Origin of the sequence: Isachenkonia alkalipeptolytica (assembly GCF_009910325.1) — a bacterium.
In the GTDB taxonomy this organism is placed as follows: domain Bacteria; phylum Bacillota; class Clostridia; order Peptostreptococcales; family T1SED10-28; genus Isachenkonia; species Isachenkonia alkalipeptolytica.
In genome coordinates this window covers 319,311-343,525 of record NZ_SUMG01000001.1, presented here as the reverse complement: position 1 = coordinate 343,525, position 24,215 = coordinate 319,311, and the positions used below count along the sequence as shown (strand labels likewise).

At 41.7% G+C, this 24,215-nt stretch carries 27 protein-coding genes; 13 read left to right on the top strand and 14 right to left on the bottom strand.

Features of this window, described 5'->3' with window-relative positions:
• Positions 1–88: 88 nt before the first annotated feature.
• The 4 genes from ISALK_RS01630 to ISALK_RS01615 all read right to left on the bottom strand — a co-directional run bounded on the left by ISALK_RS01630 (position 89) and on the right by ISALK_RS01615 (position 3,898).
• The gene (locus ISALK_RS01630; RefSeq protein ID WP_160718483.1) at positions 89–2,293 is read right to left on the bottom strand and encodes a hypothetical protein; all 2,205 of its coding nucleotides are present in this window, start codon (positions 2,291–2,293) and stop codon (positions 89–91) included.
• Entirely contained in the window at positions 2,283–2,870 is a 588-nt protein-coding gene (locus ISALK_RS01625; RefSeq protein ID WP_160718482.1) for a hypothetical protein, read from the bottom strand. Before ISALK_RS01625 ends, ISALK_RS01630 begins: the two co-directional genes overlap by 11 nt.
• Positions 2,851–3,399: an RNA polymerase sigma factor gene (locus ISALK_RS01620; protein ID WP_160718481.1), complete on the bottom strand. Its 549-nt coding sequence runs from the start codon at positions 3,397–3,399 to the stop codon at positions 2,851–2,853. The genes ISALK_RS01625 and ISALK_RS01620 overlap by 20 nt, the downstream gene beginning before the upstream one ends.
• A gap of 133 nt (positions 3,400–3,532) precedes the next feature.
• Positions 3,533–3,898: a VOC family protein gene (locus ISALK_RS01615; protein ID WP_160718480.1), complete on the bottom strand. Its 366-nt coding sequence runs from the start codon at positions 3,896–3,898 to the stop codon at positions 3,533–3,535.
• Positions 3,899–4,093: 195 nt separating this feature from the next.
• On the opposite strand from ISALK_RS01615, the gene ISALK_RS01610 reads away from it, so the two are divergent.
• The 12 genes from ISALK_RS01610 to ISALK_RS01555 all read left to right on the top strand — a co-directional run bounded on the left by ISALK_RS01610 (position 4,094) and on the right by ISALK_RS01555 (position 13,901).
• Entirely contained in the window at positions 4,094–5,101 is a 1,008-nt protein-coding gene (locus ISALK_RS01610; RefSeq protein ID WP_160718479.1) for a permease, read from the top strand.
• A 108-nt stretch (positions 5,102–5,209) separates the two neighbouring features.
• Positions 5,210–5,437 (top strand): thioredoxin family protein, encoded by a 228-nt coding sequence (locus ISALK_RS01605; protein WP_160718478.1) that lies wholly within the window; start codon positions 5,210–5,212, stop codon positions 5,435–5,437.
• Between the two features lie 211 nt (positions 5,438–5,648).
• On the top strand, positions 5,649–5,990 hold the full coding sequence (locus tag ISALK_RS01600; RefSeq protein WP_160718477.1) for an ArsR/SmtB family transcription factor: 342 nt from the start codon (positions 5,649–5,651) through the stop codon (positions 5,988–5,990).
• A 77-nt stretch (positions 5,991–6,067) separates the two neighbouring features.
• Positions 6,068–7,159: an ACR3 family arsenite efflux transporter gene (gene arsB / locus ISALK_RS01595; RefSeq protein WP_160718476.1), complete on the top strand. Its 1,092-nt coding sequence runs from the start codon at positions 6,068–6,070 to the stop codon at positions 7,157–7,159.
• 74 nt (positions 7,160–7,233) lie between these two features.
• On the top strand, positions 7,234–8,082 hold the full coding sequence (locus ISALK_RS01590) for a universal stress protein (RefSeq protein ID WP_160718475.1): 849 nt from the start codon (positions 7,234–7,236) through the stop codon (positions 8,080–8,082).
• 123 nt (positions 8,083–8,205) lie between these two features.
• Positions 8,206–8,505: an arsenite efflux transporter metallochaperone ArsD gene (gene arsD / locus ISALK_RS01585; protein WP_160718474.1), complete on the top strand. Its 300-nt coding sequence runs from the start codon at positions 8,206–8,208 to the stop codon at positions 8,503–8,505.
• A gap of 18 nt (positions 8,506–8,523) precedes the next feature.
• Entirely contained in the window at positions 8,524–9,420 is an 897-nt protein-coding gene (locus tag ISALK_RS01580) for an ArsA family ATPase (protein WP_160718473.1), read from the top strand.
• Entirely contained in the window at positions 9,404–10,297 is an 894-nt protein-coding gene (locus tag ISALK_RS01575; protein ID WP_160718472.1) for an ArsA family ATPase, read from the top strand. Before ISALK_RS01580 ends, ISALK_RS01575 begins: the two co-directional genes overlap by 17 nt.
• Before the next feature lie 260 nt (positions 10,298–10,557).
• A complete protein-coding gene (locus ISALK_RS01570; RefSeq protein ID WP_160718471.1) occupies positions 10,558–10,776 on the top strand; it encodes a hypothetical protein in 219 nt (72 codons plus the stop codon).
• A gap of 196 nt (positions 10,777–10,972) precedes the next feature.
• A complete protein-coding gene (locus ISALK_RS01565) occupies positions 10,973–12,346 on the top strand; it encodes a YjiH family protein (RefSeq protein ID WP_160718470.1) in 1,374 nt (457 codons plus the stop codon).
• Between the two features lie 76 nt (positions 12,347–12,422).
• Positions 12,423–13,604, top strand: coding sequence for a pyridoxal phosphate-dependent aminotransferase (locus tag ISALK_RS01560; RefSeq protein WP_160718469.1), 1,182 nt, complete (start codon positions 12,423–12,425; stop codon positions 13,602–13,604).
• Positions 13,605–13,706: 102 nt separating this feature from the next.
• Positions 13,707–13,901, top strand: coding sequence for a CsbD family protein (locus ISALK_RS01555; protein ID WP_160718468.1), 195 nt, complete (start codon positions 13,707–13,709; stop codon positions 13,899–13,901).
• A gap of 88 nt (positions 13,902–13,989) precedes the next feature.
• Here ISALK_RS01555 and ISALK_RS01550 read toward each other — a convergent pair whose 3' ends face one another.
• From ISALK_RS01550 to ISALK_RS15270, 3 genes are all read right to left on the bottom strand, one after another.
• Positions 13,990–15,612 (bottom strand): cryptochrome/photolyase family protein, encoded by a 1,623-nt coding sequence (locus ISALK_RS01550; RefSeq protein WP_160718467.1) that lies wholly within the window; start codon positions 15,610–15,612, stop codon positions 13,990–13,992.
• 281 nt (positions 15,613–15,893) lie between these two features.
• Positions 15,894–16,388, bottom strand: coding sequence for a molybdopterin-binding protein (locus ISALK_RS15275; RefSeq protein WP_371723381.1), 495 nt, complete (start codon positions 16,386–16,388; stop codon positions 15,894–15,896).
• A gap of 78 nt (positions 16,389–16,466) precedes the next feature.
• Positions 16,467–16,916 carry a DUF8806 domain-containing protein gene (locus ISALK_RS15270; RefSeq protein WP_306770676.1) on the bottom strand — a complete coding sequence of 150 codons (450 nt, stop codon included), beginning with the start codon at positions 16,914–16,916 and terminating at the stop codon, positions 16,467–16,469.
• Between the two features lie 173 nt (positions 16,917–17,089).
• On the opposite strand from ISALK_RS15270, the gene ISALK_RS01540 reads away from it, so the two are divergent.
• The gene (locus ISALK_RS01540) at positions 17,090–17,461 is read left to right on the top strand and encodes a hypothetical protein (RefSeq protein WP_371723356.1); all 372 of its coding nucleotides are present in this window, start codon (positions 17,090–17,092) and stop codon (positions 17,459–17,461) included.
• 178 nt (positions 17,462–17,639) lie between these two features.
• Here the strand turns inward: ISALK_RS01540 and ISALK_RS01535 are convergent, their stop codons facing one another.
• The 7 genes from ISALK_RS01535 to ISALK_RS01505 all read right to left on the bottom strand — a co-directional run bounded on the left by ISALK_RS01535 (position 17,640) and on the right by ISALK_RS01505 (position 24,097).
• Positions 17,640–18,542 (bottom strand): triphosphoribosyl-dephospho-CoA synthase, encoded by a 903-nt coding sequence (locus ISALK_RS01535; RefSeq protein WP_160718466.1) that lies wholly within the window; start codon positions 18,540–18,542, stop codon positions 17,640–17,642.
• On the bottom strand, positions 18,535–19,044 hold the full coding sequence (gene citX / locus ISALK_RS01530; RefSeq protein ID WP_160718465.1) for a citrate lyase holo-[acyl-carrier protein] synthase: 510 nt from the start codon (positions 19,042–19,044) through the stop codon (positions 18,535–18,537). Before citX ends, ISALK_RS01535 begins: the two co-directional genes overlap by 8 nt.
• 2 nt (positions 19,045–19,046) lie before the next feature.
• Positions 19,047–20,603, bottom strand: a complete 1,557-nt coding sequence (citF, locus tag ISALK_RS01525) for a citrate lyase subunit alpha (protein ID WP_160718464.1) — start codon at positions 20,601–20,603, stop codon at positions 19,047–19,049.
• On the bottom strand, positions 20,600–21,490 hold the full coding sequence (locus tag ISALK_RS01520) for an HpcH/HpaI aldolase/citrate lyase family protein (RefSeq protein WP_160718463.1): 891 nt from the start codon (positions 21,488–21,490) through the stop codon (positions 20,600–20,602). Before ISALK_RS01520 ends, citF begins: the two co-directional genes overlap by 4 nt.
• Positions 21,491–21,492: 2 nt before the next feature.
• Positions 21,493–21,765 (bottom strand): citrate lyase acyl carrier protein, encoded by a 273-nt coding sequence (gene citD, locus ISALK_RS01515; protein WP_160718462.1) that lies wholly within the window; start codon positions 21,763–21,765, stop codon positions 21,493–21,495.
• A 127-nt stretch (positions 21,766–21,892) separates the two neighbouring features.
• Entirely contained in the window at positions 21,893–23,293 is a 1,401-nt protein-coding gene (gene citS / locus ISALK_RS01510) for a citrate/sodium symporter CitS (RefSeq protein WP_371723352.1), read from the bottom strand.
• A gap of 135 nt (positions 23,294–23,428) precedes the next feature.
• Positions 23,429–24,097: a GntR family transcriptional regulator gene (locus ISALK_RS01505; protein WP_160718461.1), complete on the bottom strand. Its 669-nt coding sequence runs from the start codon at positions 24,095–24,097 to the stop codon at positions 23,429–23,431.
• Between the last annotated feature and the right edge of the window lie 118 nt (positions 24,098–24,215).

Here is a 24,215-nt window from a genome sequence, read left to right as displayed (position 1 = left end):
ACAAATATTAATTATGCTAATTTTAGTTACAATAATGCTGTCTAAGCGACCAAGCAAAGGATGAGACAGGGACTTATCTTTCCCTAGTCTACCAATCCCGATCCCAATTATTGTTTAGATGAATCTCGTACAATAAATCCCGTAGCGCTTTGCTCTCAACATCGGGAAGAATTTCCCTATATACTTCTTCTGCTGAATCTCTACTTTCGATTAACAAGGCTTCCATCAGTTTTTCCAATCGAGTTTCATCAGCAAAGGATAGCCCTTCTTCAGAAAGAGCCTGAAGCGCTTCTTCGGTTCTTAAGGGATCCATGCGGTATATATGGAACCGGCTATCCCGTAGCCTTTTCGAAGCTCTTTGATAATCTCCTAGTAAAAGGTCCAAGTAAAGTACTTTCGAAGATAAGGCGTCTTCATTTTCTTCATAAACCGTCAAGGCGCTTTCCCAGTCTCGATCGATTAGATAAAGGTTCGCCCGAACTTGCTGAATACTATACGGCTCCTCTGGTTCTTCAATTTCTTGAATCAAATTTTCGATTTTATTACGATTTTTTTCCAACTCTTCTAAGGATAAACGTCCGATAATCATCTCCAGGTTTTGAGAGTGTCCTGTTTCCTCGAAATATTCCTTTGCGAAGGACAAAGCTAAGCTCGGATCTTCTTCTCCTCTTTTCCATCCGTAATGATACAAGAGACTAAGAGTTCTAAGGGCTTCTTCTCGAATTTCTTCATCATGGAGATGATCTTTATAAAAGGTGATGGCTTCCGGATAATCTTCATTTAAAATCAGCTCTTCTCCTTCTGTGAGCTCCCCTTCTAAGGTAAAGCTAGGAACCTCGTTGTAATCTCCCCGCAGCGCAAGACTGGAAGTAATTTCTTGCCCAGCCTCATCAAAAGCTTTAATGATCATGGGGTACTCCACACCCGGCAAGATTGGTCGCAGTACTGCTGTGGAACCTAAAAGCATGTCCTCATCGCCGTAAGTAACGATTCCTCCGATAATTTTTTGATTGATACTTGAAACTGTAAAATTTCCCTGGTTTTCAGTAATTTTTTCTTCCCCATCGGATGTAATTAAGGGACGTTGTGTGTGTGATCCTGATTTTTCCATCGGATTGCTAAAAGAGAGAAATTGTACTTGATAGTAGGCTGCCCCCGGAACCGATTCCCAAGAAAGATTAAATTCCTCTTCTTCCGTAACCGTATATCGATCTTTCACATCATTAAACTGAATAGGTTCTATAAATGACAACTCCATATAATGGTCCTCTTCCAGTAATAGATATCCCTTCGCCAAATCCCCTTGATTTTGAACATAATATTTATCGTGGATCCGGCTGGTGTCGATACCGATTCCCACATCATAACTTCCTCTTCGAAGACCGATGGTTTCAAAATAGCCCCCTTCATCGGTGATGGCCACAAATCTTTCTCCCCTACTACTCCATCCCGAATCCAGTCCGCTTTTCACGTAGATCTCCACAAAAGGCATGGGTTCTCCTTCAAAGACAACTCTCCCGGAAAGGGTAAAATCTCCGGAGATATCCTTACGGTAATTATTCATCCAATACTTCTGATTAGAAAAAGCACCTGTTCCAAATACTGAACGTTCTAGAGCTTTAGAATCCTCGGCGTACAACGCCCTTGCCTGAGTTATATGTTCCTCTGCACTTTCTAGGTCCCCATCCCGCAAAGCAATTTCTGCAAGTAAAACTTGTTGCTCTCTCTGATAATAATCAGGATCAATTTCCTCTTCCAGCAAGACTTTTGCCCTCTTCATATCACCAAAGTATATCTGAAAATAAGCCTCATAAACTAATTGGAGTTCCTGAAATTCTTTGCTTTCTCCAACCTCCATATTCAACCAACTATTAAAACCCTCGGCATCGCCGGTGGCAATAAGAAGATCCATCAATAATCGATAGGCTTCGATGTAGATGACTTCATGGTTTTCCAGGTTCTTCTGACGATTTAATCCTTCAATAATAAGTGTCTTCGCTTTTTCCATATCCTCCGGGCGATTGTTGGAACCTCCACCGCTGAAACTATTAAACCTTCCATAACGATGGAATCCATCAATTAAGCTCTCTGCATATTCTACCCGAGCTGAGAAAGATGGATTCCCGAAGTTTTGGTCTAGATACCGCTCATAAAAAGCTTCCGCATAGGGAGAATCCATATGATTGAGTGCTCTTGCAATTATAATATTCCCCTTGGGAAGCAGGACAAATACCATTAGTAGAAACCCCAGACTGAAAAGGATTAAGGTTTTTACTTTAAGTTTAATTTTCATATGCTACATCCTCTCCTTCCCCGTTGTAAGGAATCCACAGTTGGGATCCTCCTACTTCGATTATTCTTCCTTCCGGTCTGGGCTCATAGTTTAATGGCATCACATTTATGGCAATCAGTAACAGTGATGCAGCCAATACCGGCACTAAGGGAATTTCAATTTCCCGGTTTAAAAAGTGACGGATACTATGAATAACTCCATTGGAACTTGTTTCAGTTTTAATTTTTTCTCCTTCTGTATCAGCATCATCGGTGGCTGTGCAATTTGCGCTATCCTCTATTGCTGAATGATTGTATATTGTATTATTAAGACTTTCCTCAGCTGCTACTTGTTTCATCTGCACAATTAATGAACGTCTAAACTCCTCTGTAAGATGTAAATTTTTCTTTTCTTCAGCGTAAGCGGATTTCAGAGTGTTTTCTATGACTTCATTTGACTCTTTATCCATCTCATAACTCAAATCATGGACAAATTCATGAACTGTCTTTTCTTCTAATTTTTGATTTACTTCTAAATCTTTTTTACTATCCAATTTTTCATCCTGCAATCTATTTGTATCAAATGGTTTCTTTTTCATGGAAAACCTCCCTTTCGATCAGCTTCTCTTTCAAAGCCTGTTTTCCCCGGAACAGCTTACTCTTTATGGTTCCTTCCTTTTCTTCCAGCACTTCCGCAATTTCTCTGATTTTCATCTCTTCAAAGTAAAACAGCACCATTACTTGTCGATAGATCAGGGGAACTTCTTTAATGCACTCCTTTACCTGGTGGTGATGAAAGTTTTTTAATACATCGGACTCCACGTGACTTTTTCCTATCTGAAGGTCTTCGATTTCCATTAGATCTTCCCGTTTCTTTTTAAATCCGTCCTTCATCAGATTAATGGCGATGCGGTATACCCAGGTGTAGAGTTTGCTATCCCCTTTGAAATTTTTTATATGTTTTATCACTTTTAAAAACGTATCCTGCACCAAGTCCCGTGCTGTAGCTTCATCTTTTACGGTAAAGTATAGACTGCGGTACAGTCGATCACCGTAGCGCTGTACAAACTCTTCAAAGCCTTTTTCGTCTCCTCTTTTCAAGGCGGAGATCAGCTGTTTTTCTTCCATAGGCACCCCCATTATGTATGACGTATTACTTCTTAGACCTTATTATACTAAAAAGGTTGCGTAAATTGGCAAAAAAATAAAAACGCAACATTCTCAAAAAAAATGTTACGTTTAATCTAACTAATTTAATTAATCAGCTGCTTTGCTCAACTAATTGAATCTTCATGCCATTGGGGTCTAAAATATAAATAAACCGTGTGCCCGGTTTTGGCTCAATCGGTCCTGCAATAATGTTTATTCCCTTATCCACTAAAAACTTCATGGTTTGATCTAAAGAATCTACACGAAAACCCCAAGAAATATCAAGATCGAGGTTAATGGTTTTTTTCGATTGATCGGAAATCAACTCGATCAGGGTTTCTCCTTTTCCCAAAAATGCAATTTCCGTACCGGGTCCGGCCTCAAACCGCTGCTTGATAGGAAGCTCAATCACCTCTTCATAAAATTTTACGGATTCATCCATATCTTTTACATACAATGTACTCCAACAAAAATCCATATTTATTCCTCCTTTGCAGTTCCATACCTTAAGTTCATACCCAACTTTCTCTAATTAATCAAAATTTCTAAAAGGCTCAATATAAAATAACTAGTATTTCTCTATGTAAAAACTCATTGACAAAAAATCAATTCAGCAGTATCATAAGTATATGCTTATATATTGATAGATTGTCATTAGAGAGGATGAGTTCTTATGTTAGAGTTTTTAAATAGTATCTGGAGTATCTTTACCGCCATTTTACAATTCACCTGGTTGTATGAGGGTGTGGCCTACCTCGTAGAAAATGTTTTTCAACTGTCCATGGACAGTAATCTAGGTTCTTCTATTCATTTTTTCATTTATGACGTTATTAAAATTTTAATTCTCTTAAGTATTATGATCTTTATTATCTCTTATATTAGAAGTTACTTCCCACCCGAACGGACAAAAAAGATTTTGGAAAAACTGGGAGGCATTAAAGGAAATATTATGGCATCCCTACTGGGAACCCTAACTCCTTTTTGCTCTTGCTCGTCCGTACCGATTTTCATCGGTTTTGTAGAGAGTGGCGTTAATCTTGGTATGACCTTTTCTTTTCTGATTACCTCTCCCCTAATCAACCAGGGAGCCATTATCGTTCTCCTTGCAGCATTTGGCTGGCGGGTAGCCGTGCTGTATATCATAATGGGTGTCATCATCGGAATCATCGGAGGCATCGTAATCGGAAAACTTGGCTTGGAAGATCAAGTGGAAGGTTATGTATATGAAATGAAAACCGGTGGCGGAGAAATTGAAACCCTCACTCGAAAAGAACGGATCGATTATGCGGCAACAGAAGTAAAGAATATTGTCAGTCATGTTTGGCTATATCTGCTTATTGGAATCGGTCTTGGTGCTGCAATTCACGGATGGGCGCCGGAAGAAATCCTAACTCGATATGCCGGTCCGGAAAATCCCTTTGCAGTACTGGTAGGAGTAGCCATTGGAATCCCCCTTTATGCCGACGTTATTGGAACTATTCCCATTGCAGAGGCCTTAATTGGCAAGGGCATGGGTATGGGAACGGCCCTTTCTTTTATGATGGCTGTTGCGGCTCTTTCAGTGCCTGCCTTAATTCTTCTTCGAAAAGTCATCAAACCGAAACTTTTAGGAATATTTATTGCGATCACAGGATTCAGTATCATATTGGTAGGATACGTTTTCAATTTTATTCTCCATTAATTCCTACATTTTATTTATCATATTCTTTCGTTTAAGCAATACAAATAAAGAATGGGATTGCAAAATCAACACCAAATAAATTATAATGTATTTAAAGGAGGCGGTATTATGAAAATTGAAATTCTAGGAACAGGGTGCAAAAAATGCAAGAAGCTAGAAGAAAACGCTAAGGAGGCTGTACAATCCCTAGGGGTTGAAGCCACAGTAGAAAAAGTAGAAGATATGAAAACCATTATGGAGTACGGCGTTATGAGTACTCCCGGTTTAGTTATTGACGGCGTAGTAAAAAGTACTGGTAAAGTGTTGAAAGCAGAAGATATTAAAAAGTTTCTATAATAATTTTATACCATCTATTCACACTATTCACACTCCCGAAAAGCATTAGCTTTTCGGGAGTGTTTTATATTGTTTGTTATTTCATATCGGCCTCTACTGTTTTTAGTTAATTATTTGTTAAATTTTCGAAGTATCATTGACAATCGGCATAGATCAATTTATTATTAGTATATACTTATAATTCATTTCAATCATATAAGGTGGTGAAAAGATGGATGAACTATTTAAAGCTCTAGGAGATGAGAATCGTTTGCGGATTTTACATTTATTAGTGCACCGGGAATTATGCGTATGCGAAATCGAAGAAATTCTTCAGACTACCCAATCCAATGCATCAAGACATTTAACAAAACTAAAACTAGCGGGAGTTATTGCCTGTAATAAAAAAGCCCAATGGGTGTATTATCATATTCACCCGGAGTTTAAAAGCGCTCACTCCTCTCTTTATAAATATCTAAGAGAAAAACAGGAAACCGGAGCCATTTATCAGAAAGACTTAAAGACCTTACAAGTTTTTAACAAAAAACAGGAAAATTGTAAAACCTTAGTTTAAGCTCGCAGCTAAGTTTACTGTCATTCAGTACTTATTCTACGATATATTACTAATCAAATTACTAGGAGGCGATCATTATGAGTCAAAAGAAAAAAGAATCTGCTAGACAAGGAATGGACTTTTTCAGTCGAAATCTAACTCTTTGGGTAGCCCTTTGTATTGTTATCGGGGTAGCCATCGGACAATTTTTACCCGTAGTACCTGATACGTTAGGACAATTCACTGTATATGAAATCTCAATTCCCATTGCGGTATTAATTTGGTTGATGATTTATCCAATGATGCTTAAAATTGATTTTAAAAGCATTGTGGCCGCAACAAAAAAACCCAAAGGTCTAATTGTAACCTCTACCGTAAATTGGTTAATTAAGCCCTTTACCATGTATCTGATTGCTGCATTTTTCTTTAGATTTGTGTTCCAGGCCTTTCTACCAACGGAACTTGCCAATCAGTATTTAGCAGGAGCTGTGCTCTTGGGCGCTGCCCCTTGTACTGCTATGGTATTTGTTTGGAGCCACCTAACCGACGGTGATCCGGCCTACACCTTAGTACAGGTTGCGGTAAACAATCTGATTTTATTGGTAGCCTTTACCCCCATCGTTGCTTTCTTACTAGGTGTATCCGATGTATTTGTTCCCTACGGAACCTTATTCCTATCGGTTGCTCTGTTTATTGTAATTCCCTTAGTAGGAGGGTTTATTTCTCGAGAACAAATCATTAAGAATAAAGGCATCGAATACTTTGAGAATGTATTTCTTAAAAAATTTGATAATATCACCATGGTCGGACTGCTTCTTACCTTGATTTTAATCTTTACCTTCCAGGGAGAGGCTCTGGTAAACAATCCTATACACATTGCCTTAATAGCCGTACCGCTGATTATTCAGACCTTCTTCATCTTCAGCATCGCCTACGGTTGGGCAAAAGCCTGGAAGCTAACGCACAATGTGGCCTCCCCCGGAGCCATGATCGGTGCCAGTAACTTCTTTGAACTGGCCTTGGCCGTATCTATTGCCCTGTTCGGACCACAACATCCTGCAACACTGGCCACGGTGGTCGGGGTTCTGGTAGAAGTGCCGCTGATGCTGACACTGGTTCGAATTGCTAACAAAACCCGCCACTGGTTCCCCCAAAAGGAGGGAGGCAATGTTGGGACTAAGTCTTCGTAGCGGAGGGACTAGATAAACCCTTTCCTGTAGTTAGCCTGTATGTTTCTTATGAAAAATCAAAGGAGGTTTTTTATATGCTGTTTGACAAAGTATTATTAGCTACGGATTATTCTCCGGCGGCCGAAACCCTTTTTCAATGTCTGCCGGAACTGAAAAACTTCGGACTAAAGGAAGTTATTCTTACCCATGTTGCGGATACTCATTCTGCCGGTGGAAATGTGGTGGAATTTCAAAAGCACAATGAAAGAAAACTTGAAGCTTATAAAAAAGAACTCGAAGAATTGGGCCTTTCCGTTACGGTTAAGGTACCTATTGGATTCATCGGAGAAGAAATCAACCGTATCGCCGATGAAGAAAAGGTTTCCTTAATCCTTACGGGATCAAGGGGAAAAGGGATCATTCAGCGACGGCTCCTGGGTAGTTCCACCACGGATATTCTTAGGAAAGCTGCCACACCGGTGCTTGTGGAAAAATGTAAAAAAACCGGTCCGAACCAATGCGAAGCTTTATGCAAGCAGAAATTTTTAAAAATCCTAATCCCCACGGATTTTTCAATCCATGCGGATAAAATGGTTAATAAAATTAAAGAGATCAAGAATCTCCAGGAGGTCGTTCTTCTTTCTGTTATTGAAAAAGGAGAAACTGCGGAAGAAGTTGCTGAGAAAAAGAACGACTTAAAAGACAAACTATCTACTATGCAAAAAGAATTTGAGGATATAAACTTTACCGCCACCACCGAAGTTCGGGAAGGTAAGGCTTCGGATAATATTCTGGAAATCGCCGCTAAAGAAAATATTACCCTCATTGCAATACCGAAAAAAGGTGCCGGCGATATGAAGGAATTATTAATCGGTAGTACCGCCGATGCCGTAGTTCGAAAATCCAAAGTTCCGGTTTTGGTGTTCCCTGAAGAAAACTCCTGATTCGTTCAGAAGTTTTCCCAAGTCTTTAACCGAAATATTATCGTAAACCCTGCTTAATTACATTTTTATAACCCTAAAGTGGAAACTTTAAGATGGAACTTTAAAGTCGAAAGGATGAGCAAAATGAAAATTCAAGTATATGATCCTCCAATGTGTTGTTCTACAGGAATATGTGGTCCCAGTGTGGATGATAAATTAGTCCGGTTTAATGAAAACCTTAAAAAAATAGAAAATAAGCACCCGGATACAGCGGTGGAAAGATATATGATTACCCAACAACCTTTGAAATTCCGAGAAAACCAGGAAGTCTTCAAGTTGGTAAAGGAGAAAGGACGGGAAATTTTACCCATTACCACAGTCAATGACAAGATCATCAAATATGGTGATTATCCTGATATAGAAGAAATCGAAAACGCACTATAATATAAGGAGCTGAAAACTATGGACACACAATATATTCTTTTTTCCGGTAAAGGCGGTGTAGGAAAAACCTCTATGGCCTCCACCACCGCCGTTCATCATGCTAATCTCGGCCACAAAACCCTGCTTGTCACCACAGACCCCGCTGCCAATCTTTCCGACGTGTTTGAGCAGGAAATCGGCCACCGCATTACGGCCATTGATGGGGTTGAGCATTTAGATGCGATGGAAATTGATCCCGATAAAGCCACGGAAGAATATAAGGAACAGTCCCTCGCCCCTATGCGGGAGCTTTTCGATGATGAAATGATTCGAATTGCCGAGGAACAATTGAGCGGACCTTGCACGGAGGAAATGGCAGCTTTTGATAAGTTTATCGACTTTATGGATAATGATGACTACGATGTTGTCATTTTCGACACCGCTCCTACAGGACACACCATCCGACTGCTGGAACTGCCTGTAGACTGGTCCAAACATATCGAAGAAAGCTCGAAGGGTAGCGGCAATACCTGCATGGGGCCGGTGGCAATGCTAACGGAAAGCAAGGAAAAGTATGACAAAGCCATTGCTGCCCTTCGGGATAAAGAAAGAACCGATTTTATCTTCGTCATGCAGCCGGAATCCTCTTCCCTGGAAGAAACGCAGCGGTCCTCGAAGGATCTTCAGGAGCTTGGCATCTATACCGGTCACTTAATCATTAACGGTTTAATCCCGAAAGAAGAAACGGTTATCCCCTTTTTCAAAGGAAAATATGATCGACAGCAGGAAATTATTGAAAAAACCCGGAGCAGCTTCAGTGAGGTTCCGATTAAAACCATGGAGCTTTTTGATAGTGAGTTAAAAGGTGTTTCCATGTTTAAGCAGTGTGCTGAAAGACTTTATCAAGAGGAGGCTGTTTATGAACCTCAACCATAAGATCCTGTACCCTGTTAAGGGACAACAAAAAAACATTTTCTTCTCCGGTAAAGGAGGGGTCGGAAAAACTTCCATGGCTTGCATCACCGCTGTGGAGACTGCTAAGAAAGGCTTTAGAACCCTTCTTCTTACCACGGATCCCGCCTCTCATATCGGAAATGTGTTGGACTGCCCGATCACCGATGAAATTACCAATGTGCATAACCAGGAAAACCTTTATGCGGTCAAAATCGATCAAAAAAAAGCTACGGAAGAATATAAAGAGCAGGTTTTACAAGATGCAAGAGATAAATTTGATCAGACCACGATTATGGCTATGGAGGAAGAATTAGACTCCCCTTGCACCGAAGAGATGGCCTCTTTTCAAAAGTTTGTGGACTACGCCGGAGGTTCCGACTACGAAGTCATTGTAGTGGATACCGCACCCACCGGTCACACCCTTCGACTATTGGAACTGCCCATGGACTGGAGCAAACAGATTCAGATGAAAGCCGGAGTTTCCACAGAGATCAGCAAAGAGGACCAGATCCAAAAAGACCGGTTTGACCGGGTAATCAACATGATGAAAAATCCGGAACAGACTACTTTCTCTTTCGTAATGTATCCGGAAAAAACCCCCATCGCGGAAGCCTATCGAGCATCAGAGGAACTAAAAACCTTGGGCATTTCGACTCAACTGGCGGTTGGAAACTTAGTAATTCCCGAAGAACACGCCATTACCCCCTTCTTTAAAAACCGGCGGGAAATGCAACTTAATTATTTAGAGGAAATGAAAGAGACTTTTCCTGAGTCGGCGCACTTGGAAGTGCCCATGTACGGTGAGGAGATAAAAGGGCTTTACATGCTAAAAGAGATCGGTGAAAAAATCTTTAAGTAAATTTATTAAGTAATTTAGTGAGCTTTATGAATCTTGACAGTACAAACCGTATAATGATTGATATTATTTGGTTTTACTAATAAATTATTAAGCAAGTCATAATACTCTACAAAACTAGGAGGAATTTAACTATGAAGGAAAAAGTCAATGTGTTAATGTTCGGTATGAAAAACGATCCGGTATCGGAAGCCTGCGGCTGAGGTCCGAGCACAAGCTGCGGTCCTAGTGAGGATCCAAGTACGAAAGAAGTTTTTGAAGGCATGGTAAAGGCAATCGAAAACAGTCCCCTTGCCCAACAAACCGCAACAAAGTTTGTGGATTTAATGGATGATAAAGCGGATAATTATCCAGAGGAGTTGAAATTCATCGATAAAGGCTATCAGCTTCCCATTACCTTTATCAACGGCAAAGCCAGCTTTTCCGGTAAGGTGGATGAAGCAAAGCTTATTGAATATATTGAGCAGGCTGGAAAGGCTTAATAAATAAAGTTCCTTAAATAGCCTTTCTCGTAATTTGGAACTTGATTACAAATACCACTTACGGAGATTCTCACCGAAGTTAACCCTCGATGAGAATCTTTTTTGTATTTTTATACATAAAAGCTTTTGATTATTACATTTTTTTATGATATTATTTAATAGTTAAAAATCATATCACAATATAAGGAGTGATCTTATGGCAAAAAATACAGAGGGTCCTCAGAGCAATGTTATTTTTGAAAGAAAATCTTTATTGAAATTTGCTTTACCTTCATTAATCGGTCTCATTTTATTCGTTATCCCCCTACCCTATGACGGAAACTTCACCATCGGCGTCGGCCGGATGGCGGATCTGTTCCGGGAATCCTTCGGAGACATGTTGCCGGCACTGATGGTTGCCGTGGTAAGCCTCAGTGCTCTCTTATCTCTGATCGTCGCGGCGGCAAAACCAAAACTTGTGATGCATCACCCTTTTTTAAAGAACCTATTGGCTGTCGGCCCCTTATGGTTGATCTCCAGAGTGTTAGGGGCTTTTTTCATTCTTATGACCTTTTATGAAATCGGACCGGGTTTTGTCACTTCCGGCGCTACCGGAGGCACTATCCTTTATGAACTTCTTCCTACTTTGGCCACCTGGTTTTTCTTCGCAGGCTTTTTACTTCCCCTGCTGTTAGACTTCGGTGCCATGGATTATCTTGGAACCCTCATTCGAAAGCTTATGCGCCCCTTGTTCCGAGTGCCGGGAAGATCCGCTATTGACGGCATTGCCTCCTGGATTGGAAGCGGACCCGTGGGAGTTGTGTTAACGGATAAACAGTATCAAAAACGTTTTTATACGGCTCAGGAGGCCAGTATCATCTCCGTTTGTTTCTCCATCGTATCTCTTCCCTTTGCCGTGGTTGTGGCTCAGTTCCTTGAACTACAGCATGTGTTTTTACAGTTTTATTTTACCATTTCCTTTGCAAGTTTTATCGCCGCCTTAATCCTTCCTAGAATCCCGCCCCTTACAAAGAAGTCAGAGGATTATTATGATGGAGGGGAGAAAAACATCAACGAAGAAGTCCCTGATGACCGAAGTCTTCATAACTATGCGGTGGAAAAAGGTATTCTTCGGGCCAAGGATGCCAACGGCGCCACCGGGGTAATCGTAGACGGGACAAAAACCGTAATCGACATCTATTTAAGTCTTATGCCCCTGGTTATGGCCTGGGGGACATTATCCCTGATCATCGTGGAACATACCCCGATTTTCACATGGATATCCTATCCTCTTATTCCTCTATTAAATCTACTACAGGTACCTGGAGCGGAAGTGGCCGCTCCGGCGGTGGTGGTAGGATTTGCGGACATGTTTCTTCCTGCCATCTTAGTTTCGAATTTGGAATATGAAATTACCCGATTTATCATCGGAGCCATGTCCTTTACCCAGCTGGTTTACCTTAGTGAAACCGGTGCTGTAATTTTAAAGTCCAAGATCCCGATGAATCTGTTGGACCTTTTTATTGTTTTCCTCCAACGTACCATTATTACCCTTCCCATTGTGGTACTGATCGCTCATTGGATCTATTAAGTTTTGTTCCTGATTCTCAGGGTAATTATTAAGTACAACGAAAATTGATTTTTAATTTATGAAAAGAGGTGCTTTAATGAAACATCCCTTTATTGCAAAACGATACTGGAAAGACCAAAAAACTCCCATGGGAGACTCCGATGAATTAGCAAAGTCCTTCGATGATGTCATCGACCTCAGTCTCGGGGACCCGGATCAAACTACACCGGAATCCGTGATTAATGCCGCCTTTGAGGATGCTAAGGCGGGCCACACCAAGTATACGGATTTTCGGGGAGATCCCGAACTTCGGGAGGCTATTCGAAAAATGTATTTCGAGGATTTTAACCTGCAATTTAGCGATCGGGAAATTATGGTGACCGCCAGTGCCTGTCTCGGCATGTACCTGGCCTTAGAAGCCATTATAGACGACGGCGATGAGGTGATTATTCACGAACCCTGTTTTACACCTTATCCTCAGCAGATTCGCCTAGCCCGGGGGATTCCTGTTCCCTTGGATACTTTTGAGGAGGACGATTTTGAAATTGATCCCCAAAGACTGGAATCTTTAATTACGGAGAGAACGAAAGCATTGGTGATCAACACCCCCAACAATCCCACGGGAACTTCTTTCAGCAAAGAAACCCTAGAGACCGTGGCAGAGGTGGCTAAGAAGCATGAATTAATCCTCATTGCCGATGAAATCTACGGAGCCTACAGCTATCAGCGGGAGTTTGTTCCCATGGCCTCCATTCCGGGAATGAAAGAGCGGACCATTACCATCAACAGTTTTTCCAAGGATTATACCATGACCGGCTGGCGGGTGGGTCATGTGATTGCCCCGGATTTTATCATCGAAACCATCCAGCAAATTAACGAAAACGTGGTTTTCACGGCTCCTTCCGTATCCCAACGGGCAGCCCTTCATGCCCTACGGCAACGGAAAACCATTCAGCCACCAATGGTCGAAGAGTATCAGGACCGGGTACTTCATGCGGCGAAAAGAATCAACAAACTGAATAATATGTCGGTACTTCCTCCGAAAGGTACTTTTTACCTTTTTCCCAACATCAAAGATACAGGACTCACTTCAAAGGAAATCAGTGACCGAATTTTGCAGGAAGCCCATGTGCTTACGCTACCGGGGGATGCCTTCGGAAAATCCGGCGAAGGCTATATACGAATCGCCTGCACTGTAGGGGTTGATAAGTTAGAAGAAGCCTTTGACCGAATCGAGAAAATTGATTTATTTCAGCAATCCCCCAAATCAATACTGTAATATTTTAGGAATCCCCGTTTGATTATGCTGGATTAGGGTATAGAAACACCCAAAGAAGTTAATCCGTAAAATCATTGCTATAAAATAAAGGAGGTGACTTGGATGAGTAAAAAATGGGAAGGTCGTTGGGATCAAATCACAGGCAGTATGAAAAAACGTTGGGGTAAACTTACCGACGATGATTTAAAACAAATCGATGGAAACAAAGACCGGCTGGTGGGTAAATTAAAGGAAAGATATGGACTTACCAAGGAGCAGGCCGAAAAGAAAATAGACGATTTTAATAAAGACAAGTAAAACTTTATTAAAAAACCGCTTAAAAGCTAATCAATCAGCTTATAAGCGGTTTTTACCTTTGCAATAGTTCTCCTTTATATCTTTTTAGTCAACCTGAGTAGCTGCTGGTTGGCGACTCCGCTTTTGCCTCTTTTAACAACTCCCGCCCTTTTTTTAGCAGTGCATCCCGATTCTCTTCCTTTTGTCGATCCCAATTAGCATACATCAGTCGCATTCTGGGATTGCTTCCCAGAAGCCCACGGTGGTCTTCCAGAAAAGTCCAATAAAGAGCATGAAAGGGACAGGCCTTTTCCCCGGCTTTATCATTGATATCATAGTGACAGGAATCGCAGTAATTACTCATTCTTTGAATATATTTCCCGGAAGATACATAGGGTTTCGTACTCATCAATCCTCCGTCGGCATATAACGCCATCCCCAGAACATTTGGGAGCACCACCCATTCGTAGGCGTCTGCATACACCTCTAAAAACCATTCCGAAACCTCTTGAGGTCTTATACGAAGGAGATTCGCCCAATTGCCGAGAACCATCAAACGTTGAATATGATGGTTGTATCCGCTTTTTTTCACTTCCATAACCGCTGTGGCTACACAATGAAGATCGGTTTTCCCAGTCCAAAAGTACTCCGGCAGCGATCTTTGGTGACCAAAATAATTGACTTTTTCATATTTCGGCATGCTTCTAAGATACACTCCCCGAACATATTCCCGCCAACCTAGGATTTGGCGAATAAAGCCTTCCACTGCTGGCAGCGGTGCTTTCTTTTGATGATAGGCCGACTCAGCTTTATCAATGACCTCCTTCGGGGTAATGAGACCGATATTGATCGCCCCAGATAACAGGGAGTGAGACATCAGGGGATTTTCGGTAAGCATGGCATCCTGGTAGTCTCCATAAGTTTTTAAACGCCGGTCAATAAAGTGATTTAAAGCCTCAAGTGCCTCCTTCCTTGTTACCGGCCAGGAGAAGCTATCTGTCTCCCCGAAATAATCGGAATACTCCTCCTGAATCTTTGCCATGACCTCCCTTGTAATCCTGTCGGGAATAAATTTAATCGCTTCCTCAAAATGAAGACCCTCCTTTGGCGGTTTTCGGTTCTCCGTATCGTAACTCCATTTACATCCCAGAGGCCGGTCCCCATCCATTAAAATGTTGAACTCTTTTCGCAATCGACGATAAACCTTATCCTGTTTCCAGGACTCATTTTTAGTTAAGTAATTCCCCCAATCTTTCTTTGGCACTAGAAATAAAGGTTCTTCGCTGAGAAGCTTAAAGTCTATAAGATCATACATCTTCGAGAAATTCTCTTCAAATTTTATCTTTGAAGAACTACTGAAATCCTTATCAAGGACATCCTTCGTTAATTTATCGATGGAATTGATCTTTTGATCAAATAATTTACTAATGAAATAATCCGTTGGTTCATGAACCAAACATGTGGTAGAGTTATACTTGTTAAAATGTTCTTCCAGTCCTTTAGTAAAGCTAGGGGCTTCCCGGTAATCCACCCTATACCCTTCGGCTATTAAGTCCCGGGCAAAATGCCGCATGGCAGAAAAAATCAACACCACCTTTTGTTTATGTACTCTTCTTAAACGACTGCGTTCCTTGGACTCAATCATCAATACAATGTCCTTCTTCGGGTCGATCTCTTTAAAACCCGCCAACTCTTTATTTAACTGATCTCCTAAAATCCATAGTGTTTTCATCAGGGGTAACCTCCTTTGTTTTGTATTTTCCTTATACCCTGAATCGCGCAATAGAACAATATTTACATGAAAACCTACTTCAAAATTTTATTAATACTTTTGGCTTTTCATCAGAACTGATAGAACAAAAATAAGATCCCTACACTAACTATAGCGATCTTTGAATGTTTGAGAAAAGTTGAAACAAAACCTTACTCTTCAATTTGAAATATGACCGGATAAATGACCTTACTAATGTTCCTGGGAAGCAAAGCTGACACAGCAATATTTTTCTTCATTCTCTAAGTTTTTCCAAAATGGCAGTCAGGAAAAGTACACACCTCACATTTTAAGCATTGTCCTCCATAACCCAATTCCACAATGCTCCGCCGTTCTATCTTTTCTTTTGCAAATATCCTAGGTAGTAATATATCAAATGCAGTGGTGCGGGAGAACATTACGCATCCGGGCAATCCAAAAATCGTTGTATTCTCGATATACGCCATCATAAGCATTGCACCAGGCAGGACTGGTGTACCGTAGATGATTATCTCTGCTCCCGTGGCTTTTATACCACCAGGAGTTTTGTCGTCGGGATCCACAGACATACCTCCGGTTACGATAATCAACTCTACTCCTTGAGCTTTAAAATCCATTATTGCTGTTGCAATCTCTTCAATTTCATCGGGCACCTTAGTTTTTGCGATAATATCAGCAGGATATTTCTTCAGCTTTTTCTCAATAACCGGTCCAAACTTGTCCTTAATTCTGCCTTTGTAGACCTCTCTTCCTGTAATGATGACTCCTATCTTTAAAGCATATAAGGGCTTTACTTCAAATCATAGGAGGATGGTCTTCAAGAATTTTTTCTGCTGTTATATTTTCTCCTTTTTTATAATTAGTGGTATTATTCTGCATCCTGCTATGAGCCCACCTTTTTTTATCCTATGATTTCCATAAATGGTGACAAAACAGATTTCACCTAAATCATTTATCTCGAACAATAACTCTTTGTTAACCTTTAACAACCCTTCTTCTTTTGCCGGTAAATTAACTTTCCCTTGTGAAGGGAGAGTTAGTCTGACTCCTCCACCCAAAGCAAGTCTTCCTAATTTTATTGCTGCTTCATCTTCATGGATCTCCTCAGGAGAAAATTCCATAATATAAATATGCTCTTTTCCAATATTTAATAGTTCTTGAATATCTTTATCTTCAATAATATGTCCTTTTTTAAAGGCAACACCTTTGAATTCTCCTGGTACAATTTTTGTAATGTCGTGACCCAAAACCATCCCTACCACATCTTCAGTTTTTATGGCTTTCATAGCGGTACCTCTTTCATTATAAGAATTTTATACTATTTATATTATTTAGTACACCATAGATGTTTTCAAAATGCCTTGTAAGAATCCTTCAAGGGTTTTTCGACTATTTTACTTGGAACTTCTCAAGTCTTTCTTCGTCTAATGGGTATAAGAGTTATATGGAGGTGTTTTACGTGATAAAAAAACCATTAAAGCCTTTTCTACTATTGATTTTCACCGGATTATTACTGATCGGCTGTGCTGATAATAACAGAGGAGATCCGGAAAATGGCGATATGAATGGAAATGATGAAGTTCAAATTTTACAGTTTGTGGCCACACTTTTGGAAATCGATGAAAATACCATCCTAGTCGAACCCGCGGAAGGAGAGGATCTCCTTCAAAGCGGAGATCGGGTATCAATAAACACAGATACCTTAGACCCGGGGGATGTACCGGAAATGGAAGGAGGAGACACCCTTCGGATCTTTTATACCGGCGACGTTATGGAGAGTTATCCCTTGCAGCTAGAAGAAGTTCATATTATTGAAAAGGTAGAGAAGTAAATCTTTGAACCAATTACAAAACCGTTTGCAATGTAAAACTAATTGATTGGAAGTCCCGATAGATAACTGCAATTATTGACGAAGGGGTTTACATGCACATATAAAGCACCCTGATATCCTTCAGGGTGCTTTATATGTGCATGCATTATCCGGAATCACTGTTGTGAAATCTTTACTGTTAAGGCTCTCGTCTCAGGATACTTTCCAATTCCAAGGAATGCCCTTCCAGAAGGTAGATGCCTACGATTATTGCTAATAGATCCGCGCAACCTCCAGGGCTGATGTTTTCTTTTATAAAGTAATCATCCATCTCTTTTAGGGCCCTACGACCTTCTTCAGTTTCCATAGACCCTTTTTCAATCACGATTTTTGAGGCATCTTTGCATTTTTTCAACCCGTGGGGTCCGAGTCTTGATGCAACGGTGGTATCCTCTACGCAGTTGAACAGGTGAATCAAGGTATGCACCATAGAGTCATTGAGACCCATACCCTGATTCATACTTTTGCAAAACACAGGATAACCCACTTCCATCACTGAAGGCAGTCCTTTTTCTACTTCTCCCCGAATCCCTGTCAAGTGATGCTCCATAAAAAGCTTTTCTCCGTTGCTGTTTTTGCCGTTGGGATTTACGGATTCCAATTCTCGCTGTACAATTCCCTCGCAGATTAACGCTACACGTTGACTTATTTTCACTGCGGTAATTTTTCCGGTTTTTCCCGCCATTCCGGCGGCAGCGGCCACAATTCCACCCACAAACAAAATGCCTCGCTGGGTATTTACCTGATCTGTTAAAGCGAGAAATTCCTTTTCCGCATTTATCCCATGGGGTCTTAAAACTTCCAGTAGGGGTTCTTCTTCATCCCAGTCCCGGCCCAGTTGGGCAAAAAGGCTGAAGTAGGGAGCAATGGCTGCACTGCTGAGGAGAAAACTCATCATATTCATATCACCATGGGCTCCTGCGGAATTCGGACTTACTAGCCCAGGGGATGGCTCACAGGCAACTTCCAGTAAAACTCCCGCAGTCATGGCCTGACCGATATTCATGGCTTCCTTTGATACTTTCCATTCCCTCTTAGACATCCCGACTCAATCCTTTACAGATGATTTCTTCTACTTTTTCTTTAACTTCCCATAGTTCATGGGACTGCCCTCGATAACATGACAGGGCAGGTTTTTCACAGACTACGCATTGCCTTCCCTCCATGGAAAAATCCCGTCTTGAGAGAATGGTCCCCGCTTCGTTAAGTACATCCAGATCAAAAATACGCCCGAAAAAATGATTTTCTTCTATTTCTATCGTTTGCTTCTTTACTGTCTCTGCCGGAAGGTTTACAACCCAGAACCCTTCGGGCCCCCATTTACCTAAACGGTGATGATGCTCTACGATCCCTTGTGAAAAGGTTTTGCTTATGATGTCTCTAGATTTTTTGAACACAGCTTCCCAACCTTCATACCCTTCAAATCCTCCGGGAAGATTTAAGGTAAGGGAGATCACCGGGAGGCCGTGTTTGTTACGTAATTCCGACTGAAAAAGACTTCGTTCTTCCTTCGCTTCCAACACTTTTTGATGGAGGGAACTCATGGTTACTCCACCACTCTTTTGATTGTATCGATGATCGTGCCGTCCCGATACTGGACAAGACCCACAATTTCATCGGAGGTTTGAATCGCTTCCGGCTTTCCCGAAAGCTTCTCCGCTATCAATTTTAACTCTTCCATGGTTACAACCTTTAAACCGGCATTTGTAAACTGTTCCTTTAAGTCTTTTCTCCTTGGGTTTACGGCGATTCCCCGTTCGGTTACCACCGCATCGATGGTTTCTCCAGGAGTAATTACAGTGGTTACTTTGTCCACCACGATGGGCAGTCGTCCACGAAGGAGGGGTGCCACCACAATGGAAAGTTTTGCTCCTGCTGCGGTGTCACAGTGCCCTCCGGAGGCTCCCATAATCACACCGTTGGAGCCAGTAATAACATTCACATTAAAATCCACATCAATTTCCGTCGCGCTAAGAATCATAATATCCAACTTATTTGCCGCGCAACCTTTGTTATGAGGGTTCGCGTAGTAATCCGCCGACATTTCCACATGATTCGGATTGGTCTTAATGGATTCTACGGCTTTCAGATCAAAGCACTGTACATCCAGCAAAGTTTTAAATAATCCTTCATTTAACATTTCCACGAGATATCCCGTGGTACCTCCCGATGCAAAGCTACCCTTGATGCCTTCGTTTATCATATGCTCTCGAAGAAAATGAGCCACCGCTAGGGACGGACCACCAGTACCTGCTTGAAAGGAAAATCCTTCCTTAACCAGTCCTGAAGAAATCACCGCCTTCGATGCCTGCTCTGCAATCAGCAGCTCCATTGGATTTTTGGTAATCCTTGTAGCACCCGATACAATCCCAGCGGGATCCCCGATTTTGTCAACCTTAACCACGTAATCCACCAGGGTTTGGGGAATACTTATGGGGGTTGCCGGATAATTCACTAAGTGGTCTGTAACCACCACAACTTTATTCGCATACTCCGCATCAGCCATAGCATACCCTAGAGATCCACAGGCAGTGGGACCTTCCACTCCATTTACATTTCCGTATTCATCCGCTGCCGGTGCCGCAAGGAAAGCGACGTCGATTTTTGTCTCTCCTGCTGCAATAGCTCGTGGTCGACCGCCATGGGACCGGATGATGACCGGTTTCTTTAAGATGTGATCCCGGGTAATAGCTTCCCCTAATTCTCCACGAATACCACTGGTTTCAATCCCTGTAACCACACCATTTTTTATATGTTCAATAAGAGGCTTATGAATGCCCTGCAAGGAGCTGGCAAATATGGTAATGTCTTTGATTCCCATTTCCGCAAGGATGTCCATAACCTGATTTACAAGAAAATCTCCGTTCCGGAAATGATGATGAAAGGAAATGGTCATGCCGTCTTTGATACCGCTTCTCTCAATACCGGTTTTCAAGTCGGACAACAGTTTGTTTTCACTTTCAAAACTCTTCGTAAGTCTTGTTGCATGTCTATTTCCTTCGGGAAAATGATCGTATGCACCCTTAAACGGGGTAAGATTCCCCAATCCTTCCATAAAGACGGGAATTTCCCGTCCGATAGCATTTTTTACAAATTTTTTCATTCTTCCACCTCCTGAATCATCCCTGCACCCTCGGCTAGTCGAACGATCTTGGCAGCCCTGGCCACCACCGGAGCATCCACCATTTTTCCATCCAGCGAGATGACTCCAAGTCCCTTCTTTTCCGCTTCATTGATGGCGTCCATCACCCGAAGTGCTTTTTCCAACTCTTCTTCCGAAGGGGTGAACGCCTTATGGACAGCGGGGATCTGACTGGGATGAATTACAGATTTTCCTGCAAACCCCAATCTCTTTGCGGATTCCACTTCCCGCTCAAACCCTTCCATATCCTCCACATCGGCAAACACCGTATCAATGGCATCAATTCCTGCAGAAGCTGCCGCAAGTACAATTTGGGAACGGGCAACAAAGAGCTCTTCTGCACCTTTGCTTCGCTCAGCACCGATAGTACGGGTAAAGTCTTCCGCTCCGAAGGAAATCCCCACCATGCGGGTACTGGCTGTGGCAATCTGGGGAGCATTAATTACCCCTTTTGCGGTTTCTATGGCTCCGAGAATTTTCACAGAACCCTCTTCAATTCCCAATTCTTTTTCCGTCTCTGTTATTAAACGATCCAGTTTCTCAATATCCTCCTTGGTCTCGGACATGGGATACCGTACATTCCTAAGTCCTGCTTTAATAAGGGCTTTCACATCCTCTTTCCCGTAGGGTGTATACAGAGGGTTCACCCGGGCCAGAATTTCAACCCCTTCGTAATCTATGGTTTTCAAGGCTTCCACAAGTAAATCCCTTGCACTGTCTTTTTCCCGAATTGCAATGGCATCTTCCAAATCAAAGATAATACAATCCGGTTTAAAGACCGATGCATTAAGCATCATGTTTGGGTTGTTTGCCGGAACAAACAGCATGGTCCTTCGTAATTGTTTCATCCCTACTCACTCCTCCTTGCCCTATTGATTGCAGTTTTAATCCGTGCCCGAACAGCAAAGTCTAAGGCTCCTTTATCGATGATCCGGATAAATGCCTTGTCTACCTTCATCTCTTTCAATACCTCTCGAGTGACTTCTTCGATCTGTTTACCAAATTGCTCCTTTACGGTACTTTCCAACTCAATAGTGAGATCTTCCTGCTCCAATAGCTCCACCGTCACCATTACGTCATTGGATTCCAGGCTTCCGGCCTGGCCAATCCCCTTCATATCCATAATTCATCCTCCTTCACAGTCCAAATCATATCATTGAAAGAGAGTCAGAATGATGTTTTTCTGACTCCCTTTTCTTTATTCCGTCAATGCTATGATTTCACTCTAATTCTGACTCTATTATATCCGATTATGCGAAAATACTAAAGAAAATACTAGCGATTACAAGCACCATTCCTCCACCCAGTCGAGAGGCTATCTGTCCGTAGGAGATTAGCTCCATCCGTTTCGCGGCCCCTAAAACTGCTAAGTCACCGGATCCTCCACGATTAGACATGCAAAGACCCGCGGTTACCGCAGAATCAATAGGGAAGAACCCTACCAGATAACCGACAATGGCACTCCCGGCAATTGCACCGAGTACGATGATCGTTGCGATAAATACATTTCCTAACGTAATGGCTGCAAAAAGTTCTCCTAAATCCGTATAGGCAATTCCCACACCGGCCATAATCACCCAGATAAATTGACCGGAGAAGAAGGTTTGAAGCCTCTTTGCTCCACCCTTTAACTCATCCGGAATAATTCCGATAGCATTAAAGATGGCTACAAATATTACCATATAAGCATATTGATGGATTACCACGCCGCCGATGGAAGGAAGGATAAATCCTGAGAATAGTCTTCCCAGAGCATAAAACATCGCGGCTAAAACAAGACCTGCTGCAATTTCTCGATGGGTAATCTTGACTTCCTTTTTTTCCTTTGTATCAATAAAGGCTTTTTCGTTTCGAATCAAATCGGATCCGTTGCCCGTAAGACCTTTTTGGCTCTCGCCCAGTTTGTTTAACAGAGCACCTGCGAAAATCGCTACAATGTTGGCAATAGTTAAAATTGCAATGGCAAAAGAATAATATCCATCCTGGGATTCTCCCGTTACCTGGTGCCAGATTTCACTGAGGGGAATAGCCCCTCCGCCGTTTCCGCCTCCCATAATCGGAAGAACATAAAGCATAATAACCTCAGTAAAGGGAATCCCCATAAGAAGCCCCGCAACACTTCCAAGTATCGCCGCCCCCAGTAATCCTCCAAGGACTGCCGGTATGTAGCCGGCAAAGGATCGAATCAACAGTTTACGGTTTACCGATAAAATTGAACCGGTGATCAGTACCGTAATAAATAAGGTTAAAAATCCGGTTCCTGCCATAAAATCTGAAGTCGACTCAACGTAGGTTTCCGGTAAAATGCCTGCATAAACCAAGTACGCCGCGCCCAAAAATGCAAGGATTGCTCCGCCGCCAATATATTCTTTCCATATGGGGATTCTATCACCAATTTCTCCAAAGGTAATTCCTAAGAAATATAAAATTGCAAAACCTCCGGCTAAGTCCGTAGAAATCGTTTCTGTTAATAGCCCGGCAACCATAATTACTGCGAAAATTCCATACATATAAAGAGGCATTCCAAACATTTTCACTTTCGATTTGCTTTTTTCTTCAACGATTTTTGTTCCAACCGCTGCTTTGCTTTCAACTTTTGCTTCACTCATCATTTGCACCCCGCTTTTGATTTTTTTACTTGCTTTGCACACTGGCTTTGCTCCGCATTTTCCTCATTTAGCTACTCTAATCGAACCACCTCTTTCCTTCTTTTGAAAAAAGTTTGCTACATTCTTATTTTAAATTGTATACTAGTATACACTCTTCAGTAAAAAAAACTTTCCTGTTTACTTTGAAACGGAATCCAGGAAAGCTCTTTTGGCATTGATTACATGATTCCTTGCTAAAATTTCCACCCGTTCCCTGTTTCTATCAGAAAGGGCCGCCACAATTTCCCCATGCTCATAAAAAGCTTCTTCCCGACGTTCCTTTGTCAGTAGGGTGATATTTCTTAAACTTGATAAATTATCATGAATATTCGTTATCATAGCAATCAGGCGTTTGTTCTTAGAATTCGTGAGCAGTATACGATTATAGTCGTTATGAAGGGTCAGATATTGTTCATACTCCGAACCGTCAATGGAAATTCTCATTTTCAACAGGATCTCTTTTAGTTGTTGAATCCCTTCATCACTTATGTTCTCACAGGTTTTCCTCGCCATCAATCCTTCCAGAACCTCCCTGAGATCATAAATTTCCATGGCATCCTTAATGGAGATTCCCTCCACAACCGCTCCACGACGAGGGTAATTTTTAACCAAGCCTTCGCTTTCCAACTGCCGTAGTGCTTCTCTGACCGGGGTCCGACTGACACCTAAATTATCCGCTATGGTACTTTCCACCAGCCGCTCTTCTTTTTTTAAACTACCTTCATAGATGGCCTGTTTAATCTTCTCCAATACGATCTCTCGCATTGGTCGAGGATCGCTTAAATCAACCTGTCCTAGATCTGTCATACGTTTTTCACCTCTTTTAGTATCCTAGTATACAATTTTCAACCTGCACCCATCATATCATATTTGTTTAAGTTTTCAAATAACTTTTTTGATTTTTTTGTGAAAAACCTATCAACTT